Genomic DNA, 20,485 nt, shown 5'->3' with positions numbered 1-20,485 from the left:
TCGGATGCGGGTTTCGTTGCGGCCGGTCACGGGTGCCTGCGGCGCCGGGTCGTGCGTCGGATGCGGGTTTCGTTGCGGCCGGTCACGGGTGCCTGCGGCGCCGGATCGTGCGTCGGATGCGGGTTTCGTTGCGGCCGGTCACGGGTGCCTGCGGCGCCGGGACGTGCGTCGGATGCGGGTTTCGTTGCGGCCGGTCACGGGTGCCTGCGGCGCCGGGTCGTGCGTCGGGCGCGGGTTTCGTTGTGGCCGGTCGCGGGTGCCTGCGGCGCCGGGTCGTGCGTCGGGCGCGGGTTTCGTTGTGGCCGGTCGCGCAGTTCCCCGCGCCCCTTTTGTGCCTGCGGCGGCCCGTTGCTGTCCGGTGGCCGGTTACTGTCGCGCCTTCGGTCGTGTGTGAGTCGGGGCCGGGGTGGGCGGTGTCCGTCCTCGGTCCGGCCGCCCGTCCCCGACGAGGGGCACCTTGCCCGGTGCCGGCCGCTGCGGGCGGACACCCCCCACCCCGGCCCCTTCCCGCCGTCGGCTACTGCAGCCCGTCGTCGCTACCGCTACCTGCCCGGCTGCGGGTGGGCAGTCCGGTCCTGCCAAGCCGCGGGCACGCGTGCCTCCCCAAGCTCTTCGAGCAGGGGGACCCCCAGGGCGGCACGGGTGGGCGCGGGCGGCGCCCCGTCAGCGCCGGGCTGCGCGTCCCACCCCCGGCCCGCACCCACACCAGGTGCAGGTCAACGCCGCGTCGGGCGGCGCCACAGGAGCGCTGATATGAGGAGGTACGGCGTCGCCAGTGCCGTGAACGCCAGGGCGTGGTGTGTCCCCACCGTCGTCAGGGCCGCGTACGTGCCGTAGACCGCGATCGTCGTCAGGTCGGTGCCCAGGCCCGCCAGGGACGTCACCGTCGCGCGGGTGGTGTCGTCCAGGCGTTGCTGGAGGCGGGCGTCGGCCAGGACCGTCGTCAGTTGGAAGGCGCCGAAGGAGAGGGCGATCAGGGACAGGGCGGCCGGTGTGCCCGCGGTGGCGCCCACGGCAAGGCAGAGCGCCCCCGCTGCCAGTACCGTCGCCAGGCCGCCGGAGGCCAGGCGGGCGCACGGGCCGGCGAGCAGGCCGCCCGCCGTGGCTCCCGCCCAGATCAGCAGGAGGAAGAAGGGCGCCGTCTCGTCCGGGACCCCCGTTTCGCGGACCAGCAGCGGCGTGTACTCGTCGAGCGCGCCCCAGATCGCCGACACCGCCGGGACCAGGAGCACCGCTGCCCGGACCCGGTGGTCGGCGCGGACCGTCGCCACGCCGGAGCGCAGGGTCTCCGACCAGCCTTCCGCTCGCTCGGCGGCTGGCGGCCGGTGTTCCGTGAAGCCCGTGGCGACGGCCGCCGTCAGCAGACAGGCGAGGACGCTGGCCGCGCCGACCGCCGGGTAGCCGCCGGCCCCCAGCACCGGTCCGGCCAGGGCCGTCGCGGTCATCACGCCGAGCAGTCCGGCCGCCCGGGCCCGGCCCATCAGCCGGGGATAGCGGTCGGCCGCGCCGAGCCGGTCGAGTTCGTCGTGTATCAGGGCCTCCAGGGCCCCGGAGGCCAGGGCGCCGCGGGTGCCCCACAGGACGAAGCCGAGCGCGAAGGACCAGTACGCCGGGTGCAGCACCCAGAGGGTGAAACCGGCCGCCGTCAGCAGCGGGCCCAGCCACAGCAGAAGGCGTCGGGAGACCGCGTCGGCCCACGCGCCGGAGGGGACCTCCAGCAGGACGCCGGTCGCCGACCAGAGCGCGAACAGGGAGGAGATCTGGCCGACCGACAGGCCGGTGTCGGTGAAGAGCAGGGCGTAGACGGGGTAGAGCAGGACGCAGTCGTCCAGGAACGCGTAGGCGTAGAGGGTGAGCGCAAGCCGTTGCGCACGTGAGTGAGTCATGAGGCCTTCCCGCAAGGACGGATCGGACGCCGGACGTGCGGTGTCCGAGGCGGCCCTCGGGAGGCGCGGCGGGGAGATCAATGTCGCCAGGTCATGGCATTGATGGTAGGCCGCGTGGGCTCGGCCGTGCAGGTGATTACCGGGGAGGAGGCGTCCGGCCCGCGTCTCCGCCGTGCGGGCGAGCGGGTCCGTCCGGCGAAGGAGGCGGCGCGTGGGGGCACAGCGGGAGACTGCCGGGGAGGAACCGACCGCCATGCGAAGGGGCCCTGTGATGGAGCACGCCGAGATTGTCGCTCTGCCGTTCGTCGACGAGCAGACGGCGCTCGTCGACGCGGAGCCGGACGTCGTCTGGCGCGCCCTGGGCGACGTACTGGAGGGTTCCTGGGGGCGCTGGGGCCGCGTCGTCCGGCTGCTCGGGTGCGCCGACGTCACGGCGTCCGGGCCCCGGCCCCTGGCCGAGGGATCGGCCCTGCGCGGCTTCCGGGTGGCCGTCGCGGACCCCGGCCGGGAGCTGACCCTGGTCGGCCGGCACCGCTTCGCGTCGTACGCGCTCGTCTTCCGGCTGGAGGCGTTCGGTCCGGAGGTGACCCGGGTGCGGGCCGTGACGCGGGCCCGGTTCCCGGGTCCCGCGGGGGCCGTCTACCGGTGGTTCGTCATCGGTTCGGGCGGACACGCCGTCGTCGTACGGCGCATGCTGTCGACCGTGCGCACCCGCGCCCCCGAAGGGGCGCGGGGAACGGCGCGACCGGGCAGGGGGTAGCCGCGGCGCTACCGGCGGAGCGTCACGTCGGCGAGCCCGACGAGAAGCGGCGCAGCAGCGGGGAGAGGACCAGGACCGACTTGGTGCGTTCCACGAACGGCTCCCCCGCGATGCGTTCCAGGACGCGTTCGAAGTGGCGCATGTCGGAGGCGAAGACCTGGGCGATCGCGTCCGCGTCGCCGGTGACGGTCGACGCGGCCACGACCTCCTGGTAGCGCTCCAGGCCCCGCTTGATGGTGTCCGGCGAGGTGTTGCGCCGGCAGTAGATCTCGACGAACCCCTCGGTCTCCCAGCCGAGGGCCGCCGGGTCGACGCGGACGGTGAAGCCGGTGATGGCTCCGGTGGCCCGCAGCCGGTCCACGCGCCGCTTGACGGCCGGCGCGGACAGGCCGACGAGCTGCCCGATGTCCGCGTAGGAGCGGCGGGCGTCCTCGGCGAGGGCGTGCACGATGCGTTCGTCGAGATCGTTCAGCACGGCGGGTTGTTCACTTCACTTCTGGTCAGGCACGGCGAGTCGGGAGCGGCGGTAACCGTAACTGAAGTAGAACACGAGCCCGACCGCCATCCAGACACCGAAGACCACCCAGGTGACGGCGGACAGGCTGCCCATCATCCAGAGGCAGAACAGGAAGCCCAGGGCCGGGAGCACCGGGGACAGCGGGACGCGGAACGTGCGGTTCATGTCCGGGCGGGTCCGCCGCAGCACCACGACGGCGATGTTGACCAGAGCGAAGGCGAAGAGGGTGCCGATGCTGGTGGCATCGGCGAGCTGGCCGAGCGGGATCGCCGCGGCGAGGACACCGCAGAACAGGGAGACGATCACCGTGTTGGCGCGCGGGGCGCCGCTCTTCGGGTGGACCTTGGAGAAGATCTTGGGGACCAGGCCGTCACGGGACATGGCGAAGAGGATGCGGGTCTGGCCGTAGAGCACGGTCAGCACGACGCTGGCGATGGCGATGACGGCGCAGAAGGCGAGCAGGGTGCCCCAGAAGCTCTGTCCGGTGACGTCCGTCATGATCTGGGCGAGCGCGGCCTCGGAGTCGTTGAACTTCCGCCACGGCTTCGCGCCGACGGCGACGGCGGCGACCAGCACGTACAGCGCGGTCACGATGACCAGCGACAGGATGATCGCGCGGGGCAGGTCGCGCTGGGCGTTCTTGGCCTCCTCACCGGCGGTGGAGGCGGCGTCGAAGCCGATGTAGGAGAAGAAGAGGGTGGCGCCGGCCGCGCTGACGCCGGCCATGCCGAGCGGCATGAAGTTGTGGTAGTTGCCGGACTTGAAGCCCATGAAGCCGATGGCGCAGAAGAGGATCAGCGCGGCGATCTTCACGCACACCATGATGGTGTTGGCCCGCGCGGACTCCTTGGCGCCGCCGAGCAGGAACACCATGGCGAGGACGACGACGATCAGCGCCGGCAGGTTGAAGATGCCGCCGTCGACGCCGGGCGGGTTGGCGAAGGCGGCCGGGATGGTCACGCCGAGGGTGCCGTCCAGCAGCTCGTTGAGGTACTCGCCCCAGCCGACGGCCACGGCGGCGACGGAGACGCCGTACTCCAGCAGCAGGCACCAGCCGCAGACCCAGGCGATCAGCTCGCCCATCGTGGCGTAGGCGTAGGAGTAGGAGGAGCCGGCGACCGGGATGGTGCCCGCGAGCTCGGCGTAGGACAGGGCCGAGAAGAGGGCCGTGAGGCCGGCTATGACGAACGACAGGGTGACGGCCGGTCCCGCCTTGGGGACGGCTTCGCCGAGGACGACGAAGATGCCGGTGCCGAGGGTGGCACCGATGCTGATCATGGTCAGCTGCCACAGCCCGAGGGAGCGGCGGAGGCTGCCTCCCTCTCCCTGGCCGCCTTCGGCGACCAGGCGCTCCACGGGCTTGCGGCGCATGAGGCCGCCCAGCGGGGACACGGGGGCGGTCTGGGTGGTGCTGTTCTGCGGGGGTGCGCCTTGGTCGAGCACGCGCGGCTCCTTATCGCTGCCGTTCAGGGGGCGGAGACCGGCGGCACCCCATCCCACGGGAACCGTCGAGCGGGGTCCCCGCCACACCACGTACAGCGCGACACTCTATGAGGCCGGGCATTGCCGCTGTAATGCAGCAACCTTGCGCGCATCCGCATGATCATTGCGTTGCCGCGGGTCAGACGGGTTTTCGTTGCGCGGCGGGTTTCGACCATTGCACATGCACCCGTTTCAGCAGGTCGGAAGCCGCTTGACGAGGAAGGTGCACGGGTCGATCTGCTCGTGGGTCGCGCCGTCGTCGTCCTGGTATGTCCAGCGGTCGAGGTAGTCGGTCAGCGGGCGGTAGCCGAGCCGCGCGTACAGGGCCGCCGCGCGCGGGTTGTCCCGGGCGACGCCCATGCCGGCGCGGGGCAGGCCGCGTTCCCGGGCGAGTTCCTCGGCGGCCCGGACCAGCGCGCTGCCGATGCCCCGGGAACGCAGGTGTTCGGGCCATACGGCCAGCCCGTTGAGCTCGGGGCAGCCCGGCGCCGCCCGGCGCACCTCGGGCGCGCCGCAGCCGATCCAGCGCATCTCCGCGTGCCCGACGGGCCGTTCGTCGAGCCAGGCGACGAGACAGGTGCTCTGCCCGGCCCGCTGGCGTGCGTAGCGCCGGGCGTGGAACGAGGTCGCGCCCCGGGTGCCGAGGTGCTCGTCGAGGAGGGCCACGTCGGCGGCCCGGCAGACGGTGATCTCCATACGACGACGGTACGGCCCGGGAACGCCGACGGCCCCCGGTTTTCAACGGGGGCCGTGTGCGGGGGAGTTGGCGGATCAGCTCCAGCTGGCGTGCAGCGGCTTGCCCTCGGCGTAGCCGGCCGCGCTCTGGATGCCGACGATCGCGCGGTCGGCGAACTCCTCCAGGTTGGAGGCGCCGGCGTAGGTGCAGGAGGAGCGGACGCCCGCGATGATCGAGTCGATCAGGTCCTCGACGCCCGGGCGGGCCGGGTCGAGGAACATGCGGGAGGTGGAGATGCCCTCCTCGAACAGCGCCTTGCGGGCACGGTCGTAGGCCGACTCCTCGGAGGTGCGGTTGCGCACGGCACGCGCGGAGGCCATGCCGAAGGACTCCTTGTAGGCACGGCCCTGGGCGTCGTGCTGGAGGTCGCCCGGGGACTCGTAGGTGCCGGCGAACCAGGAGCCGACCATGACGTTGGACGCGCCGGCCGCGAGGGCCATGGCCACGTCGCGCGGGTGGCGGATGCCGCCGTCGGCCCACACGTGCTTGCCGTACTTCTTCGCCTCGGCGGCGCACTCCAGCACGGCGGAGAACTGCGGCCGGCCCACGCCGGTCATCATGCGGGTGGTGCACATGGCGCCGGGGCCGACACCGACCTTGATGATGTCCGCGCCGGCGTCGATGAGGTCCTTGACGCCCTCGGCGGCGACGATGTTGCCCGCGGCGATGGGCACCTGCGGGTCGAGCGCGCGCACCAGCCTGACGGCGCTGATCATCGACTCCTGGTGGCCGTGCGCGGTGTCGATGACGAGGGTGTCGACGCCCGCGTCCAGCAGCTGCTTGGCCTTGCCCGCGACATCGCCGTTGATGCCGACGGCGGCGGCGATGCGCAGCTTGCCGTTCGCGTCGACGGCCGGGGTGTACAGGGTGGCGCGCAGGGCGCCCTTGCGGGTGAGGATGCCGGCGAGGCGGCCGTCCTGGTCCACGGCCGGGGCGTAGCGCCGGTTGTGGTGGTCCAGGGTGTTGAAGGCCTCGCGGGGGTCGATGTCCGCGTCGAGCAGCAGCAGGTCCTTGGACATGACGACCTCGAGCTGCGTGAAGCGGTCCACGCCGGACAGGTCGGCGTCGGTGACGACACCGATGGGCCGCTGCTCCTCGTCGACGACCACACCGGCGTTGTGCGACCGCTTGGGCAGCAGGGCGAGGGCGTCGGCGACGGTCTGGTGGGGGGCCAGCACGATCGGGGTGTCCAGCACCAGGTGGCGGCTCTTGACCCAGGAGACGACCTCGGTGACGACCTCGATCGGGATGTCCTGCGGGATCACCACGAGGCCGCCGCGGCGGGCCACCGTCTCGGCCATGCGGCGGCCGGCGATGGCGGTCATGTTGGCGACGACGAGCGGGATGGTGGTGCCCGTGCCGTCCGGGGAGCTGAGGTCCACGCCCTGACGCGAGCCGACCGCGGAGCGGCTCGGCACCATGAAGACGTCGTCGTACGTCAGGTCGTACGGGGGCTGGATGTCGTTGAGGAAACGCACGTGCTGCACATCCCAGTCGTTCAGAGGTGACCCCCTGGCAGGTGTGCCAAGGGGAAAGAGCACGTACTTCATTCTCCCACGCCGGCCGGATCCCGGGGCACAGTCGGTTCGTCCAGGCTGGTCAGGGGGGCCTTTGGAGGATCATCCGAGAACGAGTGCCACGGTGACGGCAGTGGCCTGTGAGAACACCTCCCGGGCCGTCTCCCACTCGTCGGGGCGCGCTTCGGCATACGCCCGCCAGTTCCGTACGACGACCAGCGGCTCGGCGTCCTTGGACCACACGTCCGGATCGGAGAGGACGTCGGCGAGGGCGTCCCAGTTGCGGCCGAAGTAGTCCGGCAGGGGCAGGTCCCGGGCGCAGCGGTCCATCAGGGCCGCCTTGTCCGTGACCCCGCCGAGGTCCAGGCCGACCACGGCTTGCGTCATCTCAGTACCGCCCTGAACGAGTCGTAGTGGTCGTCGGTGTAGTACGTCTCGCCGCCCTGCCCGGTGACCAGGCGCCGGGCCCCGCGGTCGCGCGAGCCCGGAGTCGGGACGGTGTACTCGTGGTAGTAGCCGCGCGGGTGCCGGGGCAGCCGCCCCTCGACGTTCCCGAAGACGACCCCGTCCCTGGTGTACGGGAAGGGGCCGCCCCGGTCGACGAGGGCGAGTGTGCGCCGGGCCTCGGCCGGCAGGTCGGCCTCCTTGACGGTGGCCATGCCCTTCGCCCAGGGCGGGCCGGTCGAGGTGCCCTGGGTGGAGGAGCACCCGACGAGCAGGGCGAGGACGCAGAGCAGCACCCGGGGGACGCACCGCAGCAGCATGCGTCCGATGCTGCCACGGCCGCCCCCGGCGCACGCGCTGTCAGACCCCGTCGGGGTCCGCCCGGTTCAGCGCCGGCTTCGGCGTCGGGCCCGCGGTCATCAGGTAGTCGGCGGCCGAGGTGTCCGTCACCAGGCTGGTGACGAGCCCGGACCGCAGCACCGCGTCGATCGCCGACGCCTTGCGCTGCCCGCCCGCGATCGCCACGACCTCCGGGATGCGGCGCAGCTGGTCGGCCTTGACCGTGATGCACCGCTCCCCCAGGTCCCGGCCGACCCGGCGGCCGTCGGCGTCGAAGAGGTGCGCGGACATCTCCGCGGCCACGCCGAGCGAGGCGTAGTGGGCACGCTCCTCCTCGGAGAGCATGTCGTGCACCGTGGAGATGCCCGGCTCCCAGGAACCGATGGAGACGCAGGCGACCGTGACCTTGTCGAAGTACTCGAAGGCCCGGGCGATCCCGGTCTGGTTGCGCAGCGCGACCGCGGTGGCCGCGTCCGGCAGCAGCATCGGCGCGTAGATGGGGTGGGCGTCGCCTCCGGAGACCTGCGCGGCGCGGCGCACGGCCTCCACCGAGCCGCGCTCGGCCGTCCCGGCGTCGTACACGCCCGTCAGCTGCACGACCGTGCAGGGCGGCAGCCGGTCGAGGGCCGCGGCCATGTGGATGGTGGACCGGCCCCAGGCCAGGCCCAGTACGTCCCCCTCGTTGACGAGTTCGCCGAGCAGGTCGGCGGCGACCTCGCCCAGGTTCTCCGGGTCGGGGGTCTCCTCCGACTCGGGCGGGGACTCCACCACGACGGCGTGCCTGAGGCCGTAGCGGGCACGGAGCGCGTCGGAGCGCTCGGCGTCCAGTTCGGCCGGCACACGGATCTCGATGCGTACGAGGTCCCGTTCGAGGGCCGTCTCCAGGACCCGGGCCACCTTGAAGCGGCTGACGCCGAACTCCTCCGCGATCTGGATCTTGGACTTGCCCTCGAGGTAGAAGCGGCGGGCCATGGCCGCCGCCTGCACCAGCTCAGCGGGTCCCATCCGCATGGCTGACCGGCCCGCCGACATACCCGACACGGCGATCTCCTCACTGCTGTTCACACTCTGGATTCGCCGTTCATCCTTGCAGATCCGGCGCGGTCGATCAGCCCTGATGGCGGGCGTTCACATTCCTGTCGGTCAGTGGTCGCACGCCCAGCTCGCCTTGGCGGTGGCCGACTCCGCCTGGTGGCGCAGGGCACGGACCGCGTCGGCGGGGTCGTTCGCCCCGTAGACCGCGGACCCGGCGACGAAGACGTCGGCGCCCGCGTCCGCGCACTGCTCGATCGTGGAGGCCGAGACACCGCCGTCGACCTGGAGCCAGAGCTGCAGGCCGTGCTTGCCGATCAGCTCACGGGTACGGCGGATCTTCGGCAGCATGATGTCCAGGAAGGCCTGCCCGCCGAAGCCCGGCTCGACCGTCATGATCAGCAGCATGTCCAGCTCGGGCAGCAGATCCTCGTACGGCTCGATCGGCGTCGCCGGCTTCAGCGCCATGGACGCGCGGGCGCCCTTGGCGCGGATCTCCCGGGCGAGCCGGACGGGCGCGGCGGCCGCCTCGACGTGGAAGGTCACCGACCCGGCGCCCGCCTCGACGTACTGGGGCGCCCAGCGGTCGGGGTCCTCGATCATCAGATGGCAGTCCAGCGGGGTGTCCGTCGCACGGGCCAGGGACTCCACGATCGGCACGCCGAGCGTCAGGTTGGGGACGAAATGGTTGTCCATGACGTCGACGTGGAGCCAGTCGGCTCCCTCCACCGCCTTCGCCTCGTCCGCGAGGCGGGCGAAGTCGGCGGACAGGATGCTGGGGTTGATCTGCACGGCCATGTGCCTAAGCCTGCCATGCCCGGGCACGGTTGTTCGCCCCCGGTCCAGGACCGGACACCGCTTCGAATGGTCCGGCGGGCCCCTCGGTGCCATGCTGGATGACTGACCCGCACGGTGGAGCACCTCCCGGGGGCGCCATGAGGCAGCTCGCAGCCTGGAAGCAGTCGGCGATCGGGTTCGTGTGCGGACGCCGGTCCAAGTGGGTCGTGGTCGGGCTGTGGCTCGTCGTCCTCGTGATCGCCGTTCCCTTCGCAGTGAGGCTCAACGACGCCCAGGACAACGACGCCCAGTCCTGGCTGCCCGGCTCCGCGGAGTCCACCCAGGTGCTGAACCTCTCCGAGGATTTCCGGCCGGAGCAGATCCCCGCCGTCGTCGTCTACGCCCGCGACGGCGGCCTCACCGCGCAGGACCGGCGGCAGATCGCCCAGGACACGGCCGAGCTGCGCACGCTGCACGAGCACGGCGTGCGCGGGGCGGAGACCCGTGGCCCCCTCTTCGACCGGCCCGCCGCGCCCCGGGCCGCACAGGTCCAGGTGTCGATCACGATGGACGCCTCGGGCTGGCAGCGGATCTCGCCGGCGGTCGACTCGATCCGTGACCGGGTGGGCGACGGCGGCGCCGGTCTCGCCGTGCACATCACCGGTCCCGGCGGCACGTCGGCGGACTTCGCGGAGGCGTTCTCGGGCATCGACTCCACGCTGCTGTTCTCGGCGATGGCCGTGGTGATCGTGATGCTGCTGCTCACCTACCGCAGCCCCGTCCTGCTCTTCGTGCCGCTGCTCGGCGTGGTCGTCTCCCTGTTCACCGCCCAGGCCCTGATCTACCTGCTGGCCCGGCACGCCGGCCTCACCGTCAACGGGCAGAGCGCGGGCATCCTGACCGTGCTCGTCTTCGGCGCCGGCACCGACTACGCGCTGCTGCTGGTCGCCCGCTACCGGGAGGAGCTGCGCCGCCACGAGGACCGGCACGAGGCGATGCGCCGCGCCCTGAACCGGGCGGGCCCGGCGGTGCTGGCCTCCGGGGCGACGGTCGTGCTGAGCATGCTCGTGCTGCTGGTGGCCGAGATGAACTCCACCCGCGGCCTGGGACCGGTGGCGGCGATCGGCGTGCTGGTCGCACTGGTGGTGATGCTGACCCTGTTCCCGGCGCTGCTGGTCTGCCTGGGCCGCTGGATCTTCTGGCCGGTGATCCCCCACGCCGGCTCGGCCGACCCGGCCGAGCGGGGGGTGTGGGCCCGGATGGGCCGCCGTATCGCGCGCCGCCCGCGCCTGGTGTGGAGCGTGACGGCGGCGGTGCTGGCCGCCGTGTCACTCGGGCTGTTGCAGCTGCGGGCGTCGGGCATCCCCAACGCGGACGCCTTCACCGGCAGACCGGACTCGATCGCCGGCCAGGAGGTGTCGGCGCGCTACTTCCCGGCCGGCGCCGGTGATCCTCTCGTGATCGTTTCTCACGCCGCGCAGGCCGAGCGGGTGGGCCGCACGGTCGCCGCGGACCCCGCCGTCGTCCCCACCAGCATCGGGGTGCCGCCGGGTGCCGCGCCGGTGCACGACGGCAAGGTGCTGTTCGAGGCGACCATGCGGGATCCGGCCGACAGCGCGGCGGCCAAGGCGACCGTGGAACGGGTGCGCGACGCCGTGCACGCGGTGCCCGGCGCCGACGCGCGGGTGGGCGGCGGAACGGCGGCCCTGCTGGACATGGACCATGCCCAGACGCACGACAACCTCCTGGTCATCCCGCTCGTCCTGGCCGTCGTCCTGCTCGTGCTCGGCATCCTGCTGCGCGCGGTGGTGGCCCCGCTGCTGCTGGTCGGCACGGTGGTGCTGTCGCTGGCCGGCGCGCTGGGCCTGAGCGCGCTGGCGTTCCGGCACGTCTTCGACTACGCGGGCGAGGACGTGGCCTTCCCGCTGTTCGTCTTCGTGTTCCTGGTGGCCCTCGGCATCGACTACAACATCTTCCTGACCACCCGCGTCCGCGAGGAGGCGATCCGCCGGGGCACCCGGCCGGGGGTGGTGACGGCGCTGTCCGCCACCGGCGCCGTGATCACCTCGGCGGGCCTGGTCCTCGCGGGCACCTTCGCGGCGCTGGGCACCCTGCCCATGGTGGGCTTCGCGGAGATCGGCTTCGCGGTCGCCCTCGGCGTCCTGCTGGACACCTTCGTGGTGCGGTCGGTCCTGGTGACCGCCCTGTTCCTGGACGTGGGCAGGAAGGTCTGGTGGCCGCACCGCCTGGCGCGCCGGGACGGCGCCCCGGTGCCCAAGGAGAGCGAAGTCAGCCGGTCCGGCGGATGAGCGCCAGGTACATCGCGTCCGTGCCGTGGATGTGCGGCCAGAGCTGGATGTCCGGGCCGTCGCCGAGGTCGGGGACCCCGGGGAGGAGGGGCCGGGCGTCGAGCAGCTGTGTGTCCGGGAACTGCTTGAGCACGTCGGCCACGACGGCCCTCGTCTCGGCCAGATGCGGGGAGCACGTGGCGTAGCCGACGACGCCGCCGACGCGTACCGACTCCAGGGCCGTGCGCAGCAGGCCACGCTGGAGGGGTGCGAAGGCGTCGAGGTCCTCGGGGCGGCGGCGCCAGCGGGCCTCGGGGCGGCGGCGCAGGGCGCCGAGGCCGGTGCAGGGGACGTCGACGAGGACACGGTCGAAGCTGCCGGGGCGCCAGGGCGGCCGGGTGCCGTCGGCGGCGATGACCTGGTACGGCCCCGGATTGCCGGCCAGCGCCTTGGCGACCAGCCCGGCGCGGTGCGGCTGCTTCTCGGAGGCGAGCAGCACGGCGTCCCGCTCGGCGGCGAGGGCACCGAGGAGGGCGGCCTTGCCGCCGGGGCCCGCGCAGCCGTCCAGCCACAGGCGGTCGCGCCCCTCCACGGGCGCGTTCGCCAGCGCGAGCGCGACCAGCTGGCTGCCCTCGTCCTGCACGCCCGCGCGCCCCTCGCGCACGGCCTCCACGGCCCCCGGCTCGCCGCCCTCGGTCAGGCGTACGGCGTACGGCGACCAGCGGCCCGCCACCGCGGCCTCCTCGCGCAGCAGTTCCTCGGCGGTGGCGCGGCCTGGCCGGGCGACCAGGGTGACCTCGGGCCGCTCGTTGTCGGCCGCCAGCAGCCCCTCGATGCCTTCGCGGCCGCCGCCGAGGGAGTCCCACAGCGCGGAGACGACCCAGCGCGGATGCGCGTGCACGACGGCGAGGTGGTCCTCGGGGTCGTCGTCGTAGGGCGGGGCGACCTCGGCGAGCCAGGCGTCGAGGTCGCGCTGGGCGACCTTGCGCAGGACGGCGTTGACGAACTTCGCCCGGCCGTCACCGAGCACCACCCGGGCCAGCTCCACCGTCGAGGACACGGCGGCGTGGGTGGGGATGCGGGTACCGAGCAGCTGGTGCGCGCCGAGGCTCAGCACGTCCAGCACCGGCGGGTCCACCTCGCGCAGCGGCCGGTCGACGCAGGCGGCGATGACGGCGTCGTACGTCCCCTGCCGGCGCAGCGTGCCGTAGACCAGCTCGGTCGCCAGGGCCGCGTCCCGCGCGTCGAACCCCTCGGGCCCCTCCTTCTCCCGGGCCTTGCGCAGCAGCGGGGGCAGCACGAGGTTGGCGTAGGCGTCGCGCTCGTCCACCGCGCGCAGCGCCTCGAAGGCGAGGAAGCGCACGGGGTCCTTCTGGGGACGGCGGTAGGGCTTGGCGGGCCTGCGCGGCCTGCGGAAGGTGCCGGGGGTGTCGCTCACGGAAAAGGTGCTCCGGAATGTCAGAACGGGCTGTCCGTCCAGCCTACGTCCCGCAGGTGCCCGCGCTACGCGCCGAGGCTCTCCCCCGCGGCGATCCGCACACCGCGCGCCCAGTCCGCCGCGCGCATCGGCTTCTTGCCCTGGGCCTGCACCCACAGCAGCTCCACGGCGTGCGAGCCGGTGCCGACGTGGACGTGGTTCTTGCCGATGTCGAGGGTGCCGGGGGCGAGGTCGGTGCGGTCGGTCAGCAGCGCGACCTGAATGAGCTTCAGCCGCTCGCCGCGGAACGTGGTCCAGGCGCCGGGGGCCGGGGTGCAGCCGCGCACGACCCGGTCGACGCGCAGCGCGGGCGCGGCCCAGTCGACGCGGGCGTCCTCGACGGTGATCTTCGGGGCCAGGGTGATGCCCTCACCGGGCTGCGGTACGGCCTTCAGCGTGCCGTCCTCGATGCCGTCCATGGTCGCGGCGAGCAGCCCGGCACCGGCGAAGGCGAGCCGGGTGAGCAGGTCGCCGCTGGTGTCGGTGGGCCGGATCTCCTCGGTGACGGTGCCGTAGACGGGACCGGAGTCGAGTCCCTCCTCGATGAGGAAGGTGGACGCGCCCGTGATCTGGTCGCCGGCCATGAGGGCGTGCTGCACGGGCGCGGCACCGCGCCAGGCGGGCAGCAGCGAGAAGTGCAGGTTGACCCAGCCGTGGGCGGGGATGTCGAGCGCCTCCTTGGGCAGCAGGGCGCCGTAGGCGACGACGGGGCAGCAGTCGGGGGCGATCTGCCGCAGCCGCTCCAGGAATTCCGGATCGCGCGGCTTGGCGGGCTTGAGCACCTCGATCCCGGCCTCCTCCGCCCGCTCCGCCACGGGTGACGCCACCAGCCTGCGCCCCCGCCCGGCCGGCGCGTCGGGCCGGGTGACGACGGCGGCCACCTCGTGGCGCCCGGAGGCGAGCAGAGCGTCCAGAGCGGGAACGGCGACCTCGGGGGTGCCGGCGAAGACGAGCTTCATGGGCGGGTTCGGACCTCTCGGACGACAGACGGGCGACGGGCAGCGCACCAGTCTATGACCACACCGGGGAAGCCGCCGTGGCTGATCGGCCGCGGAAGGAAGGGCCGTCCTCCAGGGGCGCAGTCATATGCCCGCACGCCCCCACTGCGTGACCCGCGGAGCGATCCCGCGTTGGTCAAGAAAGAGTTGACCCCCTTGTCTTCATCGCCGGTTCGAGAGGCTTGTTCATGGCCGACCACGCAACCCACGACGCCCAGGCCCGGGCCAGCCTGCACTTGCTGGTGCGGGACATCGAGCGGGTCCGCCGGCAGGTGGACGCCCTGCGCACGCTCACCGCTCAGCTGGGCAACGTCTACCGCCCGCGCCGCTCCGGCCCCTCCACGGGGTTCGTCGTCTACGGACGCGCTCCCGCCCCGACGGTCCGCCTCGCCCAGGAGCTGCGGGACAGCGTCGAGACCCTGGTGACGGCCGCCGTCGACTTCGACCGCTCGCTCGGTTTCTCATGGGACGCGGTCGGCTCCGCGCTCGGCGTCACCAAGCAGGCGGTTCACCGCCGTTACGGCTCGCGCCGCGCCCCCGCGCAGGCCGCCGCCGAGGGCGAGCGCACCCCGGAGCCGTCGAGCGGGCGCGCGGTGAACGTGGGCACGGGCATCCCGGTCGTGCCCACGGTCCCGGCCGCCCGTACCATGCCGACCCAGCCGATGGCGGGCAGCACGTCCCTGCGCGACGACGCCAGGCCGACGGCGTTCCCGGCCCCGCGCAACGGCTGACGCCCGCGCACGGCCGCGTGAGGTGACACGCCGTCAACTGCCCTCCCGGCGGTCTCCGGGAGGGCAGACGTCTGTCCACGCCCGCGAGGCTCAGCCGATGTCCGGCGGGTCGATCCGCACCCAGACCGGCTCCCCTGCCCCGCGCGCCATCCGCGCCGCCTGTGCGGCCTTCAGCGCCGCGGCCAGCGCCGCGCCACTGCCCGGCGGCACCCGGATCAGCGCCCGCTCCCAGTGCTCCCCCGGCGGTGGAGCCCCGGGCCGCCGCGGCCGCCCCGGTGCGGTGACCGGAACCGGGACCGGACCCAGCACCTCCGCCTCCCCCGGCAGGTCCACCGCGCCGAGGAAGTCCGTCAGCGCCGCCGGCGCTCCGGACACGGCCGCCATCCGCGACACCGGCGGGAAACCCAGTTCGGCCCGGTCTGCGAGCTCGCGCACCGCGTGCCCGACGGGATCCCAGCGCACCAGTGCCTGCACGGGCCGGGCGGTGGCCTCGGCGACGACGGCGACGGTCCCGCCGGCACCCTGCGGCCGTACCAGCGCGGCGGCCGCGATCCAGCGCCGCAGGGCGTCCTCCTCGGCCCGCAGGTCGGGCCGGCCCAGCATGGCCCAGCCGTCCAGCAGCAGCGCGGCCGCGTAGCCTCCTTCGGCGACGGGTTCCGCGCCAGGCGTGCTCACCACCAGCGCGGGCGTGGCCGGCACGGTGTCCAGGACGTGCTCGCGGCCCGAGGTGCGCACCGGGACCGCGGGGAACGCCCGGCCCAGCTCCTCGGCCGTACGCCGCGCCCCGACGACCTGGGCGCGCAGCCGGAAGGAACCGCACTCGGGACAGTGCCGGCCGGTCTCGTCGCGTCCACACCAGCCACACCACAGTGATCCGCCGCCGTCCGCACCGTCCCGCGCCTCCAGCGGTCCCGAGCAGTGCCGGCAGCGCGCGGGCTCGCGGCACTGCGCGCAGGCCATACGGGGCACGTATCCGCGGCGGGGCACCTGCACCAGCACCGGCCCGTGCCGCAGCCCCTCCCGCGCCACCTGCCAAGCCAGCGTCGGCAGCCGGGCGGCGCGGGCCGCCTCGTCCCGGGCGAGGTCGCCGTCGCCGACGGTCCGCACCAGCGGCGCGGCGGCCCGCACCTGCTCCCGTACCGCGACGATCGGCCGGGCCCAGCCGCTCTCCACCAGCTGCGCGGCCTCGACGGTGCAGCTCCAGCCACCGAGCAGGAAGGCGCACTTGTCCTGGGCGGCGCGCAGCAGCAGCACCTCGCGGGCGTGCGGCTGCGGGGCGTGCTGTTCGCTGTGGCTGTCGTCGCCGTCGTCCCACAGGGCGACCAGGCCCAGGTCCTGCACGGGCGCGAACATGGCGGCGCGGGTGCCGAGCACGGCCCGTACGGACCCGCGGCGCACGGCGAGCCACTCCCGGTAGCGCTTCTGCGGACCGGCGTCGGCGGTGAGGACCGCGTGCCGTCCCTCACCGAGCAGGGCGGTCAGGGCGGCGTCGACGCGGGCCACGGCCCGGCCGTCGGGCAGCACGACGAGGGCGCCGCGTCCGGCGGCCAGCGTGGCGGCGACGGCGCGGGCCAGCTCGTCGCTCCACTGCGGTCCCGGCAGCGCGTTCCACACCGCGCGCGGCGCGTTCCCGGCGGCGAGCGCCTCCAGGAAGGCCGCCCCCCGCTCGTAACGGGCCCAGGAACCCGGCTCCGGGGCCTGTGGCGGGGGCAGCGGCGCGGGCGAGGGCCGCTGCTCGGCCCGCGCGCTGCGCGGCGGTACGGCGAGCTGCAGGACGTCGGCGAGGCTGCCGGCGTACCGGTCGGCGACGGCCCGGGCGAGGGCGAGCAGCTCGGGGCCGAGCACGGGCTCGGGTGAGACGACCTGGGCGAGCGCGGCGAGCGGCCCGGAGTAGTCGGACTCGGGGAGCCGCTCGATGAGGAAACCGTCGATCAGTCCGCCGCCCTCGCGCCGCCCCTCGCGCACCCGGTGCCGCCCGGCCCCGAAGCGGACCCGCACCCGCACACCGGGCTGCGCGTCGGCGTCCAGCTCGGCGGGCACGGCGTAGTCGAAGTACCGGTCTAGGTGCAGCACGCCCTTGTCGACGAGCACCCGCGCGACCGGCAGCGTGGGCGCGAGCGCGGCGCCCCGCCAGGTCCGCGGTTTGGCCCGCGGCTCCTTGGCCTTGCGCACGCTCTCCCGGATGAGCGCGAGCTGCTCCGGCGGCGCCCCCTCGGCGCCCCCGCCACCCGTCCCGTTCTCGCTGCTCACGCTTGCATTCTTACCAAACCCCACTGACAGCGACGCCCGCCCCCACTCGGGGCGCCCGCTGGCAGACCAGCCGGACGACGCGCGAAGGCCCGGTTCCCCCGCGGGGGAACCGGGCCCGGGCGAAGCCGGACGCCGCTTACAGGCCGGCGGCCTTGCGCAGCGCGTCCACGCGGTCGGTGCGCTCCCAGGTGAAGTCGGCCAGCTCGCGGCCGAAGTGACCGTAGGCGGCCGTCTGGGCGTAGATCGGGCGCAGCAGGTCCAGGTCGCGGATGATCGCGGCCGGACGCAGGTCGAAGACCTCGTCGATGGCCTGCTCGATCTTCTCGACGTCGACCTTCTCGGTGCCGAAGGTCTCCACGAACAGACCCACCGGCTCGGCCTTGCCGATCGCGTACGCCACCTGCACCTCGCAGCGGGAGGCGAGACCCGCGGCGACGACGTTCTTCGCGACCCAGCGCATCGCGTACGCCGCCGAGCGGTCGACCTTGGAGGGGTCCTTGCCGGAGAAGGCGCCGCCACCGTGGCGGGCCATGCCGCCGTAGGTGTCGATGATGATCTTGCGGCCGGTGAGGCCGGCGTCGCCCATCGGGCCGCCGATCTCGAAGCGGCCGGTGGGGTTGACCAGCAGGCGGTAGCCCTCGGTGTCCAGCTTGATGCCCTCGTCCAGCAGGGCCTTCAGCTCCGGCTCCACGACGAACTCGCGGATGTCGGGAGCGAGCAGGGACTCCAGGTCGATGTCGGAGGCGTGCTGGGAGGAGACCACGACGGTGTCGAGGCGGACCGCCTTCTCACCGTCGTACTCGATGGTGACCTGCGTCTTGCCGTCCGGGCGCAGGTAGGGGATCGTCCCGTTCTTGCGCACGTCGGACAGGCGCTTGGACAGGCGGTGCGCCAGGAAGATCGGCAGCGGCATCAGGGTCGGCGTCTCGTCGGACGCGTAGCCGAACATCAGGCCCTGGTCGCCCGCGCCCTGCCGGTCCAGCTCGTCCTCGTCGCCCTCGACCCGGGTCTCGTAGGCCGTGTCCACGCCCTGCGCGATGTCCGGGGACTGGGCGCCGATGGACACCGACACGCCGCAGGAGGCGCCGTCGAAGCCCTTCTTGGAGGAGTCGTAGCCGATCTCGAGGATCTTGCTGCGGACCAGAGTGGCGATGTCCGCGTAAGCCTTGGTGGTGACCTCGCCGGCCACGTGGACCAGGCCGGTGGTGATCAGCGTCTCGACGGCGACCCGGGAGGACGGGTCCTCGCGCAGGAGCGCATCGAGAATGGTGTCGCTGATCTGGTCAGCGATCTTGTCGGGGTGACCCTCGGTCACGGACTCCGAGGTGAACAGGCGACGGGACACAACGCTCCCTGGGGTTGCAGCGGCTGCTGGCTGATCGGTGGCGGACGGGTCGGGGGCTGCGCCCGGCGTCGTCCGTGAACAGTTTATCGGTCGGGCTCGGCCGCAGGGCGACGTGTCTCGCCCCTCGGGAGCCTTGTGACCTGCGGCACGGGCATTCTGCCCAATGCCGAGCGGGCTTGGCCAGGGCGGCTCCGCACCCGATGGGGTGGGTCAGGGCCGCCAACCGGCCGAACGCGGGCTCACTCGAGGCGCTCGGCCACGAGGTCCCACACGGTGTCGGCGAGTGCTTCCTTGGGGCCGTGCGGCACGGGCGTTTCGCTGCCGTCGGCGCCGAGCACGACCGCCTCGTTCTCCTCGGAGCCGAAGGTCTTGCGCTCCCCCACCTCGTTGACCACGAGCAGGTCGCATCCCTTGCGGCGCAGTTTGGTGCGGCCGTTGGCCAGCACGTCGTCGGTCTCGGCGGCGAAGCCGACGACCACCTGACCGGGCCGGGCGCGGTCGGCGGAGATCTCCGCGAGGATGTCCGGATTGCGTACCAGGACGATCGGCTCGGGCTCCTGGCCGTCCTTCTTCTTGATCTTCCCGGCGGCGTAGGCCCGGGGCCGGAAGTCGGCGACGGCGGCGGCCATCACGACGGCGTCGGCGTCCGCGGCGGCCTTGAGCACCGCCTCGCGCAGCTGCACGGCCGTGCCGACGGGGACGACGTCCACGCCGGCCGGGTCGGGCAGCGCGTCTGTGTTGGCGGCGACCAGGGTGACCCGGGCGCCGCGCGCGGCGGCGGTGCGGGCGAGGGCGTAGCCCTGCTTGCCGGAGGAGCGGTTGCCGAGGAAGCGGACCGGGTCGAGGGGCTCGCGGGTGCCGCCGGCGCTGACCACGACGTGCCGTCCGGCGAGGTCGGGCTCGCGCACCCCGCGGGCCAGGACACGGCGGCACACCTCGAAGATCTCGGCGGGGTCGGGCAGCCGGCCCTTGCCGGTGTCGACACCCGTGAGCCGGCCGACGGCGGGCTCGATGACGACGGCGCCGCGCCGGCGCAGCGTCGCCACGTTCTCCTGGGTGGCGGGGTGCTCCCACATCTCGGTGTGCATGGCGGGCGCGAAGACGACCGGGCAGCGGGCGGTGAGGAGGGTGTTGGTCAGCAGGTCGTCGGCGAGGCCGTGGGCCGCCTTGGCGAGCATGTCGGCCGTGGCGGGCGCGACGACCACCAGGTCGGCCCGCTGGCCGATGCGCACGTGCGGAACCTCGTGGACGGCGTCCCAGACCTCGGTGGAGACGGGGTTGCCGGACAGCGCCGACCAGGTGGCCGCGCCGACGAAGTGCAGCGCCGACGCGGTGGGGACGACGCGGACGTCGTGGCCCGACTCGGTGAACCGGCGCAGCAGCTCGCACGCCTTGTAGGCGGCGATGCCGCCGCTGACCCCCAGAACGACCTTCGGCTTGTCCACCGTCACTCCCCGGACCTCGGATAACGTCTGCCCCCCATGAGACACCACAGGCCCGGCAGCATGACTGCCGGGCCTGTGGAAAAACCCACTGCGGTGTGCAGATATGACTTACTGGCCCGGGCCCTCGACGGCCTCGGAGGTCAGCAGACCCGCGTTGATCTCACGCAGGGCGATCGAGAGCGGCTTCTCGTGAACGTGCGTGTCCACGAGGGGACCGACGTACTCGAGGAGACCCTCGCCGAGCTGCGAGTAGTACGCGTTGATCTGGCGGGCCCGCTTGGCCGCGTAGATCACGAGGCTGTACTTCGAGTCGGTGGCCTCGAGGAGCTCGTCGATCGGCGGGTTGATGATGCCCTCGGGCGCGGAGATGGAAGAGGACACGCTCTACCTTCCGATGGATGGGAAAAAACAGTCAGGGTGACCAGTTCTGATCACACTCAGTTCTGATCACACCGAGGTGA

General features: G+C 73.3%; 18 protein-coding genes. 3 read left to right on the top strand and 15 right to left on the bottom strand.

The features are described from left to right. Positions 1-716 precede the first annotated feature (716 nt). Positions 717-1,886: an MFS transporter gene (locus AB0J12_RS17000; protein ID WP_363265071.1), complete on the bottom strand. Its 1,170-nt coding sequence runs from the start codon at positions 1,884-1,886 to the stop codon at positions 717-719. A gap of 271 nt (positions 1,887-2,157) precedes the next feature. On the opposite strand from AB0J12_RS17000, the gene AB0J12_RS16995 reads away from it, so the two are divergent. Continuing rightward, the gene (locus AB0J12_RS16995; protein ID WP_363265070.1) at positions 2,158-2,646 is read left to right on the top strand and encodes a hypothetical protein; all 489 of its coding nucleotides are present in this window, start codon (positions 2,158-2,160) and stop codon (positions 2,644-2,646) included. A 22-nt stretch (positions 2,647-2,668) separates the two neighbouring features. Here the strand turns inward: AB0J12_RS16995 and AB0J12_RS16990 are convergent, their stop codons facing one another. The 8 genes from AB0J12_RS16990 to rpe form a co-directional block, all read right to left on the bottom strand. Then, positions 2,669-3,121 carry an Lrp/AsnC family transcriptional regulator gene (locus AB0J12_RS16990; RefSeq protein ID WP_363265069.1) on the bottom strand — a complete coding sequence of 151 codons (453 nt, stop codon included), beginning with the start codon at positions 3,119-3,121 and terminating at the stop codon, positions 2,669-2,671. Positions 3,122-3,136: 15 nt separating this feature from the next. Beyond that, positions 3,137-4,606, bottom strand: coding sequence for an amino acid permease (locus AB0J12_RS16985; RefSeq protein ID WP_363265068.1), 1,470 nt, complete (start codon positions 4,604-4,606; stop codon positions 3,137-3,139). A 231-nt stretch (positions 4,607-4,837) separates the two neighbouring features. Next, positions 4,838-5,341: a GNAT family N-acetyltransferase gene (locus tag AB0J12_RS16980; RefSeq protein ID WP_363265067.1), complete on the bottom strand. Its 504-nt coding sequence runs from the start codon at positions 5,339-5,341 to the stop codon at positions 4,838-4,840. Positions 5,342-5,416: 75 nt separating this feature from the next. Then, positions 5,417-6,859 carry a GuaB1 family IMP dehydrogenase-related protein gene (locus AB0J12_RS16975; RefSeq protein ID WP_363265151.1) on the bottom strand — a complete coding sequence of 481 codons (1,443 nt, stop codon included), beginning with the start codon at positions 6,857-6,859 and terminating at the stop codon, positions 5,417-5,419. Positions 6,860-7,000: 141 nt separating this feature from the next. Further along, positions 7,001-7,285: a barstar family protein gene (locus AB0J12_RS16970; protein ID WP_363265066.1), complete on the bottom strand. Its 285-nt coding sequence runs from the start codon at positions 7,283-7,285 to the stop codon at positions 7,001-7,003. Further along, positions 7,282-7,662 (bottom strand): ribonuclease domain-containing protein, encoded by a 381-nt coding sequence (locus AB0J12_RS16965; protein WP_363265065.1) that lies wholly within the window; start codon positions 7,660-7,662, stop codon positions 7,282-7,284. The genes AB0J12_RS16970 and AB0J12_RS16965 overlap by 4 nt, the downstream gene beginning before the upstream one ends. 40 nt (positions 7,663-7,702) lie before the next feature. Next, positions 7,703-8,746, bottom strand: a complete 1,044-nt coding sequence (locus tag AB0J12_RS16960) for a sugar-binding domain-containing protein (protein ID WP_363265064.1) — start codon at positions 8,744-8,746, stop codon at positions 7,703-7,705. A gap of 78 nt (positions 8,747-8,824) precedes the next feature. Continuing rightward, positions 8,825-9,511 carry a ribulose-phosphate 3-epimerase gene (rpe, locus tag AB0J12_RS16955; RefSeq protein WP_363265063.1) on the bottom strand — a complete coding sequence of 229 codons (687 nt, stop codon included), beginning with the start codon at positions 9,509-9,511 and terminating at the stop codon, positions 8,825-8,827. 137 nt (positions 9,512-9,648) lie between these two features. Here rpe and AB0J12_RS16950 point away from each other — a divergent pair, with 137 nt between their 5' ends. Continuing rightward, positions 9,649-11,799: an MMPL family transporter gene (locus tag AB0J12_RS16950; RefSeq protein WP_363265062.1), complete on the top strand. Its 2,151-nt coding sequence runs from the start codon at positions 9,649-9,651 to the stop codon at positions 11,797-11,799. Here AB0J12_RS16950 and AB0J12_RS16945 read toward each other — a convergent pair. Together AB0J12_RS16945 and fmt are read right to left on the bottom strand one after the other, a co-directional pair. Next, entirely contained in the window at positions 11,780-13,216 is a 1,437-nt protein-coding gene (locus tag AB0J12_RS16945; RefSeq protein ID WP_363265061.1) for a transcription antitermination factor NusB, read from the bottom strand. The two genes, AB0J12_RS16950 and AB0J12_RS16945, sit on opposite strands and share 20 nt — an antisense overlap. A 65-nt stretch (positions 13,217-13,281) precedes the next feature. Next, a complete protein-coding gene (gene fmt / locus AB0J12_RS16940; RefSeq protein ID WP_363265060.1) occupies positions 13,282-14,214 on the bottom strand; it encodes a methionyl-tRNA formyltransferase in 933 nt (310 codons plus the stop codon). A gap of 227 nt (positions 14,215-14,441) precedes the next feature. Here fmt and AB0J12_RS16935 point away from each other — a divergent pair, with 227 nt between their 5' ends. Continuing rightward, on the top strand, positions 14,442-14,984 hold the full coding sequence (locus AB0J12_RS16935) for a hypothetical protein (protein WP_363265059.1): 543 nt from the start codon (positions 14,442-14,444) through the stop codon (positions 14,982-14,984). Positions 14,985-15,074: 90 nt separating this feature from the next. Here AB0J12_RS16935 and AB0J12_RS16930 read toward each other — a convergent pair whose 3' ends face one another. The 4 genes from AB0J12_RS16930 to rpoZ form a co-directional block, all read right to left on the bottom strand. Beyond that, positions 15,075-17,234: a primosomal protein N' gene (locus tag AB0J12_RS16930; protein WP_363265058.1), complete on the bottom strand. Its 2,160-nt coding sequence runs from the start codon at positions 17,232-17,234 to the stop codon at positions 15,075-15,077. 136 nt (positions 17,235-17,370) lie between these two features. Beyond that, positions 17,371-18,579, bottom strand: a complete 1,209-nt coding sequence (gene metK / locus AB0J12_RS16925) for a methionine adenosyltransferase (RefSeq protein ID WP_363265057.1) — start codon at positions 18,577-18,579, stop codon at positions 17,371-17,373. A 239-nt stretch (positions 18,580-18,818) separates the two neighbouring features. Then, positions 18,819-20,024, bottom strand: coding sequence for a bifunctional phosphopantothenoylcysteine decarboxylase/phosphopantothenate--cysteine ligase CoaBC (gene coaBC, locus AB0J12_RS16920; RefSeq protein WP_363265056.1), 1,206 nt, complete (start codon positions 20,022-20,024; stop codon positions 18,819-18,821). A 108-nt stretch (positions 20,025-20,132) separates the two neighbouring features. Next, entirely contained in the window at positions 20,133-20,405 is a 273-nt protein-coding gene (gene rpoZ, locus AB0J12_RS16915) for a DNA-directed RNA polymerase subunit omega (RefSeq protein WP_004933985.1), read from the bottom strand. Between the last annotated feature and the right edge of the window lie 80 nt (positions 20,406-20,485).

This window comes from Streptomyces sp. NPDC049915, assembly GCF_040656475.1.
GTDB lineage: Bacteria > Actinomycetota > Actinomycetes > Streptomycetales > Streptomycetaceae > Streptomyces.
Note: the sequence above shows the minus strand (reverse complement) of the source record. Positions and strands in the feature narration are given on the sequence as shown.